Raw genomic sequence first — 13,470 nt, forward strand, 5'->3', positions numbered from 1 at the left:
GCTGGGATAGGCTATTTATTCCGAATTTCTCAGCCGCCACGGAATATTTCATCTATGACCACGCCACCCAAACGGCTGGACCGTATCGACATCGGTATTCTCAGCCAGTTGCAGCAGAACGCGCGCATCACCAACGCGGATCTGGCCCGGTCCGTGAATCTGTCGCCCACGCCCTGTTTCAACCGCGTCCGTGCCTTGGAACAACTTGGCCTGTTCAAACAGCAGGTGACGTTGCTGAATCCAGAGCCGCTCGGGCTGCGCATCAACGTGTTCATTCAGGTGAGCTTGGAAAAGCAAGTGGAAGACGCGCTGCTGCGCTTCGAGCAGGCCATCTCGGAGCGCCCGGAGGTGATGGAGTGCTATCTGATGACGGGCGACGCCGACTATCTACTGCGCGTCGTGATGCCGGACATGCAGACGCTGGAGCGCTTCATCGTCGATCATCTGACGAAGATTCCGGGCATCTCGAACATCCGTTCAAGCTTTGCGCTCAAGCAGGTGCGCTACAAGACGGCCCTGCCGCTGCCATCGTCGGGACTGACACTGGTCGATCCCGACGACGTTTCAACCGACTGGCGCTAGGCGACGAGTTGCGCTGTCGGCGCAAGGGGTCGGTCGTTGTCACGCAGAGTCAGGCTCGCGCGACCTCCAAGCGCGAAGGTCCAGTCCCGAGGCCGATCAGGCGTTGTACGCCGAGATGGAATGGACACGAGCGTCGAATGGCGGGAATCTTAGCGATGTATATTTCGTAACCATAGGTAGCCGTTCTGGCCGGGAGAGGCAGAGATAGTTCCCCGCAAAGTTCGATGCGATGCGCCCGGTTTCATACTGGATGCGCCGTGACTACTGCTTGCCGATTCAAGACAGCGCGTAGCCGTATGTCTAGGTGACCGGTCGCCGCTCGCCCTGTACAAACTGCGCGCCGGGGTTATCCGGTGTCACGCCAAGCAGGTTCATTGTCTGTGCTGCAATATCCGAGAACGCGGGTCCTGCTACCGCCCCGCCAAAATGCGAACCTTGTCGCGGCCGGTCGATCGAAACCGCGATGATGACCTTCGGATGTTGTGCCGGAATGATCCCAACGAAGGATGCCCGATACTGGCGACGGTCGTAGCCGCGCGCAGTCCACCGATAAGCGGTTCCGGTCTTGCCTGCCACGGAATAGCCTGGCACCGACGCCTGGGGTGCAGTGCCGTCGTCAGACACCACTGACTCGAGCATGGTCAGTACCTCCGCCGCGACGCGCGGGGAATAAATACGTCGACCATGCACGGGTACACCGTGTCGCGGATGAATCGTCGCTGGTACAAACACACCGCCGTTGCTGAATATGGTGTACATCTGCGCGAGTTGCAGCAGCGACGCCGACAGACCGTAGCCGTACGACATCGTCGCCTGCTCGATGCGTCGCCAACTCTGGTAGGGGCGCAGCGTACCTCCTGCCGCACCAGGCAATCCCGCGTGCGGCGTTCTGCCCAGGCCCACAGCATGGAAATTGTTCCACATGTCACGCGGCTTCATGAGCAGCGCGATTTTAGTCGTGCCGACATTGCTTGACTTCTGTACGACGCCGCCCACGGTTAAAGTGCCGAAATCGCGGTCGTCATGAATCACCGCGCCGTCGAGATGCAGCTTTCCACCGTTTGTCGGTACCAGGGAGCCAGGCGACACGGCATTGCGCTGCAACGCAAGTGCGATCGTCACCGGCTTCATCACCGAGCCGGGTTCGAACACATCGGTGACCGCGTGATTGCGTACCGCGTCCCCCGCTCTTGCGGTCCGGCTGTTTGGATCGAAGCTGGGCCAGTTCGCCATCGCCAGAATCTCGCCGGTGTGCGCGTCCAGAACGACCGCAGAGCCTGACCGCGCGTCCGTGCGCTCAACGGCGTCATGCAGCGCCTTGAAGGTTGCATACTGGATCGGCTGGTCAATCGTGAGCTTCACGTCCTTGCCCGCCAGCGGTGCCCGCGATGCGAGCATATCGATGACCTGCCCTCTGGCGTTTCGTAGTACGCGGTGGCTTCCATCGCGGCCAGTCAGTACACCATCGTCGATTTTTTCGATGCCTTCCTGTCCACTCCCGTCGACGCCAGCAAAACCAGTGATGTGTGCGGCGATACTGCCTTCCGGATAGAAACGACGGTAGTCAGGCTGGGCATAGACGCCTGGCACATGAAGTCGCATCACCCGCTGCGCCACGTCCTCGGGCACCTGCCTTTTGAGGTACGCAAATGATTTCTGGGACCTCGCGATCGCGTCGATCGAACCCACGTCGATGCCGAGCAATTTGCCGAGTGCAGATGCCTGGGCAAACGAGACGGCCTCTCCGCCGGCGGCATCCATCCACAACGTACGCGTCGGAAGGCTCAGCGCGAGCGCTCGACCATCGCGATCCGTAATGCGCCCGCGCATGGCATGGATACTAAACTCGCGCACCTGCCGGAGTTCGCCCTGCTTTTTATAAAACCCATCATTGATTCCCTGCACCCACACTGCTCGCGCGGCAAGAACGGCGAACCCGACGGAGAAAGCCCCTCCCACTAAGCGTGAACGCCATCGCGGCAGATTGTGAGGCCTCGTGGATAAGGGCTGAAAGTTGAAACGCTTTGGTCGGAGACGCATTGAGTAGTGTAAAGGAATGACCCTCGTCATTTTAAGGACAAAAGAAGCGCGTAATCGGACTGCAGAGACCCCGCCCTATCTGCCGTAATGCCGGCCCCACCGTCAGCACGGCGCCCGGAATGGCGCCGTCGACTACCTCGCGGTCGCCTTATCAGACATGTCACAGTATGCCGTTTTTTCAATCGTTTGAAAAAAGCGCGCTTTTTCGCACATCCGCATGCCGACGTCGGCGCCGCATGGTGGATGCGGAGACCCGTGGGATCGCGCCCGGCCGACAAGCAGAAGGAGCGTCTGGTAGCCAAACACTGCATGCACGCGGAAGCCGAACACAGTCAAGCCCGCGCCCTGTGCCAGACGAAATGCGTTCACAGAATCGCCTTCGACACGGCTTGCCGGCATTTTGGTCAACTGAAGTTTGGCTAGCTCGCTGACGAACTCATGCGGCGTGGTTTCGCACGCCAATTGATTGTCCAGTGCGTGACTGAATGCTGAGGTCGGAAAAAAGGCGGCGACTGTCAGCAGCCGTAAAAATTTTCGCATCATGCGTTAACGCCGTGCCGGATATCGCGACGAGCAGCCACACGTGATTCAAATCCACATTTTTTGCGGCAGACGGAATTCATCTGCGACGCACTAGCCACGCAGTCGAAGGATCGTGGAGCCAGGCAGCAAAAGAATCGTACGTCATCGCCTTCTCCTGTTCGGATGTCAAAGCGTCGGTGTCGATGACGACCGGCGACCGAATCCCGCTGTAAACAGCCCGCGTTCCAGTCTATGCGAGGACTGCAATGCGACGCCATCATTGCGTGGCGCTCCCGGGGACGCGTCGGCATGGAGCCGACCGGATCCCCGATGGATCGGCGCGCTCTGGCATGCGTAATGCTGGCCCCAATTCAAGCCAGCAGCGTTATGGATCATTTTCATCCCATCGGCGAACTGCAAGGAACAATCAATTGACAATCGGCTGCCCTGAATGCGGTGCGCTCGAGGACATTCCCGCCCTACCCGCCCGCGCGGCTGCTTACTGCCGCGTTTGCCGTTGTCCGCTAGAGCGGCGCAGCGGTCGAAGCATCGACGGCGCGTTCGCATGCGCGACCGCAACCTTCGTTCTGCTGTTTCCCGCCAACCTGTCACCGCTGATGACGGTGCACCTGCTGGGCACGGACCATTCGTCCGTACTCGCATCAGGAATCGTATCGCTGACACAGGAAGGATGGGTGCTGCTTGCCGTGTTGCTGGGAATTTCCGGGATCGCGCTGCCCTTCATCCGGCTCGGCGCGCTGTGCGTGGTATTGGGTGCAATTCGCTTTGCCCGGCCCTTCCACGGTATCGGCGCAATGTACCGATGGGCACTGTGGCTCGATCCGTGGACCATGCCCGACGTGTTTCTGGTCGGCTGCTTCGTCGGCTATTCACGCGTGACCCAGAATTTGACGAGTACGGTGGGCGTGGGCGGCTATTGTTTTATTGCCGCGGGCTTCCTGTCGATGCTGACGCGCGCGACGCTCGATCGCCGCGCGGTATGGCGTGCAATCGGCGCCGAACGTCAGCTTGCCGCAGACGAGCCGACGCTCGCCTGTTCCGCGTGCGACATGATCTTGCCCACCTCTTGCGAAGGACATCCCTGTCCGCGATGCGGGCTTAAACTGCAGGCGCGCAAGCCCGACGCAATCGCCCGCGCGACTGCGCTGTCATTGGCCGCACTCGTGCTTGCGATTCCCGCCAACCTCTTTCCAATGACCATATCGACACAACTTGGCCGCAATATGCCGGTGCGAATCGTAGACGGAGTGGGGCAGCTGTTCTCCGCGGGGCTGTGGCCGCTCGGCATCCTGATTTTCTGCACGAGTATCGTGATTCCATTTGCAAAAGTCTTTGGAATGGCATGGTTCGTCACTTCGGTACGGCGCCGTTCGCGTTGGCATCTGTCCGCAAAGTCCCGCCTGTACCGGTTGATCGACGAACTGGGGCGTTGGTCGAATGTCGACGTCTTCACCATCGTCGCGTTCGTGCCTCTGATCCAGCTTGACGGGGTCGCATCGGCGCGCGCGGGCCCGGGCGCAACGGCCTTCGCGCTGGTCGTGTTTCTGACGATGGCGGCATCGCGCAGCTTCGATCCGCGCCTGATGTGGGACGTGCTTGCGGAGGACGGCCATGAGTGACGGACCTCCACGACGCACGCAGGCGGACGTCAAGCGGACTTCCTGGCCTGGCTGGATCTGGTCCGTGCCGATCGCGGCATTGGCGGTGGCAGGCTGGATCGGCATTCGTGCGCTGGTGCAAGGCGGCGAAAAAGTCACCGTCACTTTCGATAACGCCTACGGCATGAAAGCCGACGATACGAGTGTCACGATGCGCGGCCTCAAGATAGGCTCGGTGTCTGAACTGACACTCTCGCCGGACGGACGCCACATCAAAGCGGTACTGAAGATCGATCGCGCGGAAGAACAATATCTGCGCAGCGGCACGCGTTTTTATCTGCACGGAGCCAAGCCCGACATCGGCGATCCTTCGTCGTTGAAGGGATTGATTTCGGGCCCGCAGATCGTCATGGAACCGGGACCGGGCAAACCCGCGAGGGAGTTCGACGGCACCGACCGCGCGCCCGCGCTGGCGCCGGAACATCGGCCGACGGTTCACTACGTCGTCTACCTCAGCGGCCCCGCGGGCGAGCTGAAGCCCGGCGCTCAAGTCGAGTTGCTGGGCTTTCCCGTCGGCACCGTCATCAAGACGACGCTCCACTACGATCCGCGTACCGGCACCTTGACGACACCGGCTGAAATCGCGCTCGATCCCTCGCAACTCGGCTTCGCAAGCGGAGCGACCGGTTCCAGCAGCGATCCGAAAACGCTGGTCGATACGATGCTCGAGCGGCTCGTGGCCGAAGGTCTGCGTGCGCAGCTGACGCAAGATCCGCCACTGGTCGGCTCGCGCAAAGTGAAGCTCGACTTCGTGCAGGATGCGCCGCGAGCCACGCTGATGACCGAGAACGGCGCCACGGTCATTCCAGCGGCGTCATCGGCGGGTGTCGACGGGATCATTTCGAAAACCGATCAGATCATGTCGAAGATAAACGGTCTGCCGATTCACGAGACCGGCGAAGATGTTCGCAAGACGGTGTCGCAGCTTCGACGGCTCGCTTCGTCGCCTAAGATCCCCGATACCATTTCGCATATTGACGGTGCCGCCACGCAAGCCGACAAGACGCTTCAGCAGGTCTCTCCGCAGATTCGCGCACTCGCTGCACAGTTGCGCGAAACCGCCAGCGAAGTGGAGAACACCGCGCGCGCCGCGAATCATACGCTTGGCGCAGGGGGCGGCAGTCAGAACGACTTGCCCGATACGCTGCGCGAACTCACCAACACCGCGAGATCTATCCGGGCACTGGCCGATCATCTCGATCAGCACCCGGAAGAGCTTCTGCACGGACGACCGGGGAACGCGAAATGAACGACACGATGCGAAGAAGCTGCTACCGCGGTCGATTGCGCGCATCGCTGGCGGCGGCTTCCATGGCAATTGCCGCTACTCTCGTTACAGGCTGCGCGCACAGTCCGCCGATTCAGTACTTCACGCTGAACGCCGTCGCGCCTGCAACGGCTGTGACTAGCAAAGTCCGTCCGTTGCAACTCACGGCCGTTCATATTCCTCCCGAACTCGACCGGCAGGAAGTGGTGGTCGGCGTGTCCGGTGCCCGCCTGATCGTCGATAACAATTCGCGTTGGGGCGCGCCGCTTGCCGACATGATGCGCCGCTCGCTTGCTCAGGATTTGCTTCAGCGATTGCCGTCCGGCGCAGTCGTGCTTCCGGACTCGCCTGCGCCTGGCGGAACTCGCTCGCTGGTCGTCACCGTGCTGCAAGCCAACACCGACGAAGACAAGGTAATGAGGGTCCAGGCGTCGTGGACGATGATCGAAGGACCGAATGCGGCGCATAAGGCTACGCAATTCGCGACACTGACGTCCACGGTCGGCTCAGCGGATACTGCCACGCAGGTCGCGGCGTTGAGCCGGCTTCTCGGCCGACTGGCCGATCTGATTGCCGCGTCCGCAGCGGATCAATAGGAATGGCAATTTAGCGAGCACACAGCGGGAACTCAAGCTCTCCGCATTGCCAATGCAGGACCGCGAAACCGACAGTGCCTCGCAATCCGCTTTTGTCCGGCTCGTTATCCGTATCCGCTGCCGGCAATCCTCTTTCTGCCGCCAGTGAGACGAGCCGTCTTCATGAGCGCCGACTGTTGCAGAGAAGTCTGATTTTTCCGGTCGGACACGGAACGTGCCCGCGGTCAAAGACCGATGAGCCAGGTCTGGACATCCATCTCTTCGGCCCAGACCTGAACCTCGAGCATTTCGAGTTCGACGGCTTCGGCCTGATAGAGTCTCAATGCGTGACTCCGGTATCGTCCCGGTATCTTGCCGAACCCATCTTCAGCGCAACTCGTCTCGGGCATCGTCAATTCGATGGCGAACAGCACTCCGCCGATCAGCGTGTTAAAGGTCGCGGCGATGCTGGCACCGGCACCTGCGGCGACCAGCGTGATACGCTGCCCGGCCGTCATGGTGACCAGCTAACCGAGCGCGTCGATCCCACTGTGGAGTCGATCAGGATGATCGTCCCCTTACGGCAGTGCCAGAGACAATCGCGAGCGCGGATGCAATCGATTTCACCACCCGCCACGACGGGACGGATCTCATCGCGTTTGTAGTAGATCGCATCTATCACCTCCTGCACGCCCTGACCTTTTGCTTCCGGCGCTAACGTGCTCATTATCACTCCCCGGTCCGCCCACGACAGGCACGAGAATGACGAACATGCCCCACGGCGAAGCGAGCGTGAAGTGGCTGGCATCAGAACGACAGTTGCCCGAGAAAGAACGTCAGATCCGGCTGGCCCGGCAGCTTGACGGCCCTCGTTTCGCAGGAGCGCATCACATCTCCGGAACGTTTGATGACAGATTGAGAATATGTCATCTTGTGCCTGAACTGTGCCACGGCAAGCACAAATCCTGAAGATTCTCCAGGCACTGCTTTGCTGCAGCGAATACAACGCTCAGTGACCGTTCGTTATGTCAATGTGCTGCAATTTTAAACGGTCCGGACCCGGGAAGATCCCATCGGGGTGTTACCCTGCTGCCGTGTTCGGGCAGGCCCGATATTCGCGCTTGTTCGGGAGAAGTCGATGATCCGTTACCTTGCGTGCGCGTCCGTTGTCGCGTCGGCAATCCTTCCCGCCAGGTCCGGCCAACGCAGGCAACCAGGTCATCGCGCAGATCGCGAAGCTGGAGTCCCGCGCTCCAGAGACCGTCCCCGGAGACTCGGTGTTCAGCCCGCAGGAGGTTGGAAATACTTCGCGTTTGATTCACGACCGTACCGCTCGCCTTCCGTTATTAACGGACTTTCATATTTGTCCGCGCTACGCTGCCACAACCACCGACATTTAGAGGTACTTAAGCGATTGGAGGGGCACGGTTTCGGCACTGGCTGGAGTGGGAAACCGCGCTAGTCCGCGCAAAACCCTATTCTGCCGAGTCTTGATTCCTGACGGATCAGCTAGCGGAAGATCCGCCTCAGCTCCGCAGCGTCGTCTCTGCAATATCAGCGGCCGTACCAAATGACGACGCGTTCGGGATTCCATCTGATCATCGATTGAACGACGAGCTTGAGGTGACTTCTATGCGGAAGAAGTACGATTTCCGAGTAGTGACCTGCATTACGCTTCGCCTGCTTCGTCCTGTCCAATGACGACCTCGATAGCCGATGCAAACATGTAGCGAGGCACATCCAGGTTTTGCGGAGCAGGTTTGTTTCGGAACACGCGGCCAGCGAGGTCGTACGTCGAGCCATGACATGGACAAAGGAATCCACCGGGCCAGTCGTCTGGCAAACCAGGCTGAGGACCGGCATCGAATCGTGGCCTAGGCGTGCAGCCAAGATGCGTGCAGACACCGATTACAACGAGGATGTTCTTTTGAACGGCTCGCGAACGGTACTCATTTCGACAGTAGCTCGGCAAAGGCATGGTGAATGGATGATCACTTGCAGGGTCGGCGACCAGTCGGTCTGCCTTGAGCACGCCTTCCAGCATCTGCGGGCTCCGGTTGACGATAAACACCGGTAGGCCCCGCCAGGCTACGGTAATCATATCTGTGGGACGCAATCCGCTTATATTTACCGTAACCGGCGCACCGGCGGCCCTGGTCCTGGCCGACGGCGCAAGCGAATCGACGAACGGTACAAGGGTGGCAACGCCAGCAATACCGCCCAAACATGACGTCGCAATCAGCCATTGTCGTCGACTGTCATCGAAGCTTTCGTTATGGACAATGTCCATCACACTCTCCCGCGATAGATGTCTCTGTTCGTCAGAAGCGCAAGCACCTAATACGCAGTCCACGATACCGACGATTGTTGCCTACATACGAGCCGACACAGCAACGCAGAGGACGCCAGGTGCGCGCTCTTTAAATCAGTGAATTCAGCGTAGGTCAGCGTGCTTAAACGATACTTAAAATGTAAAGTGCTTTGAATTGGCGTAACAAGTCGGCGAACTTCGCAACCGCGGAGTAAAAACCGGCAACGCAACTTCCAGATGGCGGAAGCTGAGCGAACCGACAGTCTGCTTCCGCCACCCTGCTTTCGTGCTGCCTCAGCGACGGCTGCCACCTTCCGGATTACCTTTCAGCAAGTCGCTCGTCACGTTCACTGCGCGTCGTGCGATCCAGGCCGGATCACCACGGAGAACGTCGAACTGCGTCGTTTCATCAGTCCGCCAGAAATGAATATCGAAGACCTCCTTGCCGACGCGCAGATCCCTGAGCGTCAGTTCACTCAGCCAGGCAGGCAGTACCGGGTCGACATAAAGCATCTTGTTAGGCGCATCGGGCTGGAGCCCGAGGACCGCCTGCAATAACGAGAAGACCGAGCCCGCTGCCCAAGCCTGCGGCACATTAGCGCCTGGATACTGGACAGGAAAATTGGCGGCATCCCGGTGCAGGCCCGCGTACAGTTCGGGCAACTGATTCAGTGCGAAAAAGCTCCCCGCCGTACACACGTCATGGGCAATCCGGGCGGCCTCATCGGCAAAACCATAGCGCTTGAACCCCTGCGCAATGAGACCGTTGTCATGCGGCCAGACCGCGCCATTCTGGTAAGAGTGGGGGTTAAAGGCGGGATGATTCGCCGATAATGTGCGAACGCCCCACCCACTCCACATGTCTGGTTGCATCAGCCGCGCCACGACGCATCCGGCACGTTCGGGCGGTACGATCCCGGACCAAAGACAATGACCAGGATTGGATGCGACGCTCATGACCTTTCTCTTATCGCCGTCGAGTGCGAACGCGTAAAAGCCTGCTCCCTCGTCCCAGAAGGCGTCATTAAACCGGCTGAACAACGCCGCGGCTTTTGTGCGCATGGCGGCCGCCCGGCCCGTGTCGCCCAAGGCGTCGTAGATTTGCGCCATTCGAAGCCACGCATCGTAGACATAGCCCTGCAATTCACAAAGCGCCTTCGGCCCTTTCACGAGCGTCCCGTCCGGGTACACGAGCGCATCGCCCGAGTCCTTCCAGCCTTGATTTTCGAGACCCTCGGAGGAGCGCGTCGCATATTCCTGAAAACCATCGCCGTCACGGTCGCCGTACTGATCGATCCATTCAAGGCAGCGCTCGGCGGTCGGGAGGTGGCGTCTAAGCAATGCTGGATCGCCGGTGCAACACCAGGCGGTATGCAGCGTGATGAGATAGAGAGGGGTCGCGTCCGCTGCCCCGTAATAAGGCGTGTGGGGCACCAGTTTCAGGCTGGCTAACTCCCCCAGACGAAGTTCGTGCATGATTTTGCCTGGCTCCGCGTCGCGATAGTCGTCGCGCTTGCTTGCCTGCCAGACTCCAAGTACATCCAGCGTCCCCCGCGCAAAATCGGTATGGACGAACGACGTTTGCAATGACGCAATCAGGCTGTCACGTCCGAACAGCGCCACGAACCACGGCAGTCCGGCCGCCGGCACAATTTGAGTGCAGTGAGCACCGCGAACGGGGAGGCGCAATGCCGCAAAATCGTCAGTTGCCTGACGAAACAAACGCCGGAATCCATCATTGCTGCTTTCAAGCTTGAGTACTTCGCGACGCCAGTCCGCCTGAGGCTTGCCTTCCACCGGCGTGTCGCTGCCTCCACGGGCACACTCGCGCGGAGCAGGATAGCTCGTGGCACCGTCTGAAAGGTCGTAGGTAAGACAGCTATGCCAGCAGGCGCCATGCGCAAGTTCGATGTCGAAGGTGAGTCGGCCGTTTGCGTACACCGCCTGCGCGTCGCAGGCCCGGACGGTCAGCGCTACGCCACGAAAAAAGTCCTTGTTACGGTAAGCGGTGGTGAGGCATTGCCTACGCGCGGACCATTTCGTGGTGATGCGTCCACGTCGGACGAGGTGACCAGACTTAACCTCGAAGATATCTGCAAAATCACTGCGCACCACAATTTCGAGATTGAAGCGCACCTTGGCTCGACCGTAGTTGATGAGATCGACATCCTCATGCAAGCCGCCGCCAATATGACGTTTGAGCGCCAGCCCGATTGTGTGCGGCGCAACCGGTCCAGCCTCGGTGACAAATTCGCGATTTGCAAAATATATGGCGGCGTTGACCGAGCTGGTCGTGCCGCCATTGAGGAGATCCCAGGGGACTCCGTTGACATACACAGTCCAGGTGCTGATGACCCGGGTGTCATAGAAGTAAAGACCTTTATGACTTGGCTTCCGGATCTGCCCGTCGGTTCCGGTCAGAAGGACGGCGTGTCCGTGGTGAATTGCGAGTTGTGGCGGCCCAACCTTGATCTCAAGCGACATTTTCCATTCCTGGGGCATGCGCCGCCAAGCCTCCCACCGTTTGTGCCCGCTACCCGTTAATGTGGCACGACGACATCCGAAGCTACCGCCGAACCGCTCATCGAGCAGCGCCGCGCTATGCCACGCCATGGACTACTTCTCGCTCCCTGGAGGCGGAAGCCACGTCTTATCGATGGAAACATCATCGTCGGGCAAACGATGGCAAGCGGTAACCATACATACGGTCGCTTGTTTCAATCATCTCGCAGTTAGGCGTAGAGAACGTCATGAGATAAATCGGGGGCAAACCAAGCGGCGCCGACGGCTCTCGGGCTCGGACGGCTTGACCGTCGCCCCCCTGCGTGTCGATGACCCTTGAGCGCGGTTACAGCAAGCAACGTTCCGCGCACCGATGGGATTCGTCTTGGCCATTCGCCGGCATGCCTCGGGGTCATACGTGGCTCGGCTGGCATAACGGCTGCGTCGTTGAGCGTTGACTACAGGAATCGCAGTCGAAATCGTCTGCGTGAGTCGCGGCTGACCGTATGCCGTCATCTACTCGACGCCGTGCCCACCAGGCAAGTCCGCATCGCGGCCGAGGCTGACTATCGCGACCGCTACGCGAAACTGACCGGCCGGTCGCTGCGCGACTGTCCCGTGTGCACGCGCGGGCGCATGTTGTGCATCGCCCGCCTGTTACCGTCTGCGGCGCCGCGACCTCCACCGGCGAGTCCCTTATGAATTCAAATCCGCTCGACCACAACATCGGTTCCAATACGTCCCGCCGGCGCCGGTGGACGCGCTCGGCCAGACGTCGCGCAACGTCGCCTGCCGCACTCTGCGGTGTCTGTGCATCACATGCGTTCTGCGGAGACTCCATCCTCGAACGGGTCCGCAGGCCGTTCATCCCGGGCGCCACGAACACTGTCGTCGAGAACATCGCATGCAGGCGCTTCGATTCAATGCCCATAGCGCAACCGTCAGCGGAGCGGTTTAGCTCAAAGAATTTTTAGCGAAGCACAGACGGCCCGCACGTGGTGCCAATGCGGGACTGCTGCGCCGTCTGCATTTCGCTAAAAATCATCTGCCTTGTCAGGAACGGGATTAATTAAATATAAAGCGTGCCGAGCGCATATGGAGTGGTAACGTTATTGTTGCCATTTCAACGAACCCATGGGATACGCAATAGCAATAGCTTTGAATAAATCATCTGCGGGACCCGTTACTGCGGACAGGGCCGGAAGCGCCATCCGTAAAGGCTTCGGCGTCTCTCATCGCTCAAATTCGCGTCGTTCAGTGATGGACGCAGTCCAGGGCGATCCGATCATGCCGGGCAGCACAGCGAAGCTCCGAACGACAGATGAAAATTGACCAATTAGAAAATCTGGATTACTGAAATTCGTAGTTCCCACTGCGAGCCGAAACAAGAATTCTGATCAGCGACTGTGATATTGCGGTCGAACGTCTGCTTATTGGGCATTCGCTTATCGGGTCGTTTTCCCGGAGAGAAAAATACCGAGTCGGCTCAATGGCATATATCTTGATACACGAATTCTCCCGCAGCGTGACACTGAAGTTGGCGCTGCCCACAGAGCAAGGTCGGTGCGCGGCACTGCGACGGGCGGAAGGTGCAGATCCAAATTAAGCCGATGGTTTGCGGCGCAGTGGCGCGCATGACATAAGTAAATAGCTAATGCATCTCGGGTCAGCCTCGCCTGTTGCGCCTTGCTGCTGTCCCTTCGGACCGGCTAATCACTTGCGATGCGCATCGCGTGTGGACTACAAACCACATGAAATGCAACATGGAGCCGCATGGGGAAAGCACTCGAGGTCCGGCCGCGCAAATCCACCAACGTCACCTTGCCTCCCGAGGTGCTGGCGCGGGCCAAGCAGCTTGGCATCAATCTTTCGCGCGCGAGTGAGCGCGGTGTGCGAGAAGAAATCCAGGAGGCCGAGGCGCGGCGGTGGGCCGATGATAACGCCGAACTGGTCGCCGCCTACACGGCGATGGTCGATCGCGACGGGCTTCCG

11 protein-coding genes and 1 pseudogene are annotated in these 13,470 nt (G+C 59.7%); 6 read left to right on the forward strand and 6 right to left on the reverse strand.

The genetic code is table 11. The features are described 5' to 3' along the window. The first annotated feature begins 54 nt into the window (after nucleotides 1-54). Nucleotides 55-582 carry an Lrp/AsnC family transcriptional regulator gene (locus F759_RS0119280; RefSeq protein WP_027801324.1) on the forward strand — a complete coding sequence of 176 codons (528 nt, stop codon included), beginning with the start codon at nucleotides 55-57 and terminating at the stop codon, nucleotides 580-582. A 300-nt stretch (nucleotides 583-882) separates the two neighbouring features. On the opposite strand, the gene F759_RS38005 is transcribed toward F759_RS0119280, so the two are convergent. Next, a complete protein-coding gene (locus F759_RS38005) occupies nucleotides 883-2,487 on the reverse strand; it encodes a peptidoglycan D,D-transpeptidase FtsI family protein (protein ID WP_244438860.1) in 1,605 nt (534 codons plus the stop codon). A gap of 267 nt (nucleotides 2,488-2,754) precedes the next feature. Further along, a complete protein-coding gene (locus F759_RS40160; RefSeq protein ID WP_051377342.1) occupies nucleotides 2,755-3,165 on the reverse strand; it encodes a hypothetical protein in 411 nt (136 codons plus the stop codon). A gap of 410 nt (nucleotides 3,166-3,575) precedes the next feature. Between F759_RS40160 and F759_RS0119295 the strand changes: the two genes are divergently transcribed. From F759_RS0119295 to F759_RS0119305, 3 genes are all read left to right on the forward strand, one after another. Next, nucleotides 3,576-4,784, forward strand: coding sequence for a paraquat-inducible protein A (locus F759_RS0119295; RefSeq protein WP_027801325.1), 1,209 nt, complete (start codon nucleotides 3,576-3,578; stop codon nucleotides 4,782-4,784). Then, nucleotides 4,777-6,072, forward strand: coding sequence for an MlaD family protein (locus F759_RS0119300; protein ID WP_027801326.1), 1,296 nt, complete (start codon nucleotides 4,777-4,779; stop codon nucleotides 6,070-6,072). The genes F759_RS0119295 and F759_RS0119300 overlap by 8 nt, the downstream gene beginning before the upstream one ends. A 62-nt stretch (nucleotides 6,073-6,134) precedes the next feature. Continuing rightward, nucleotides 6,135-6,686, forward strand: a complete 552-nt coding sequence (locus tag F759_RS0119305; protein ID WP_084534293.1) for a PqiC family protein — start codon at nucleotides 6,135-6,137, stop codon at nucleotides 6,684-6,686. 224 nt (nucleotides 6,687-6,910) lie between these two features. On the opposite strand, the gene F759_RS44140 is transcribed toward F759_RS0119305, so the two are convergent. From F759_RS44140 to F759_RS0119320, 4 genes are all read right to left on the reverse strand, one after another. Next, on the reverse strand, nucleotides 6,911-7,183 hold the full coding sequence (locus tag F759_RS44140) for a chloride channel protein (protein ID WP_027801328.1): 273 nt from the start codon (nucleotides 7,181-7,183) through the stop codon (nucleotides 6,911-6,913). Continuing rightward, nucleotides 7,180-7,392 carry a hypothetical protein gene (locus tag F759_RS44145; RefSeq protein WP_244438861.1) on the reverse strand — a complete coding sequence of 71 codons (213 nt, stop codon included), beginning with the start codon at nucleotides 7,390-7,392 and terminating at the stop codon, nucleotides 7,180-7,182. Before F759_RS44145 ends, F759_RS44140 begins: the two co-directional genes overlap by 4 nt. Before the next feature lie 942 nt (nucleotides 7,393-8,334). Further along, the gene (gene petA, locus F759_RS40975; protein ID WP_084534290.1) at nucleotides 8,335-8,955 is read right to left on the reverse strand and encodes a ubiquinol-cytochrome c reductase iron-sulfur subunit; all 621 of its coding nucleotides are present in this window, start codon (nucleotides 8,953-8,955) and stop codon (nucleotides 8,335-8,337) included. Between the two features lie 315 nt (nucleotides 8,956-9,270). Continuing rightward, complete coding sequence (locus F759_RS0119320) at nucleotides 9,271-11,460, reverse strand: amylo-alpha-1,6-glucosidase (RefSeq protein WP_027801329.1); 2,190 nt, start codon at nucleotides 11,458-11,460, stop codon at nucleotides 9,271-9,273. A 495-nt stretch (nucleotides 11,461-11,955) separates the two neighbouring features. Here F759_RS0119320 and F759_RS45420 point away from each other — a divergent pair. Together F759_RS45420 and F759_RS0119325 are read left to right on the forward strand one after the other, a co-directional pair. After that, nucleotides 11,956-12,180: pseudogene (locus tag F759_RS45420) on the forward strand (IS91 family transposase); the annotation flags it as partial. A 1,071-nt stretch (nucleotides 12,181-13,251) separates the two neighbouring features. Continuing rightward, the coding region (locus tag F759_RS0119325) for a type II toxin-antitoxin system CcdA family antitoxin (protein ID WP_027801330.1) at nucleotides 13,252-13,470 on the forward strand (219 nt) is incomplete at its 3' end.

The sequence above is a fragment of the Paraburkholderia dilworthii genome (genome assembly GCF_000472525.1).
Lineage (GTDB): Bacteria > Pseudomonadota > Gammaproteobacteria > Burkholderiales > Burkholderiaceae > Paraburkholderia > Paraburkholderia dilworthii.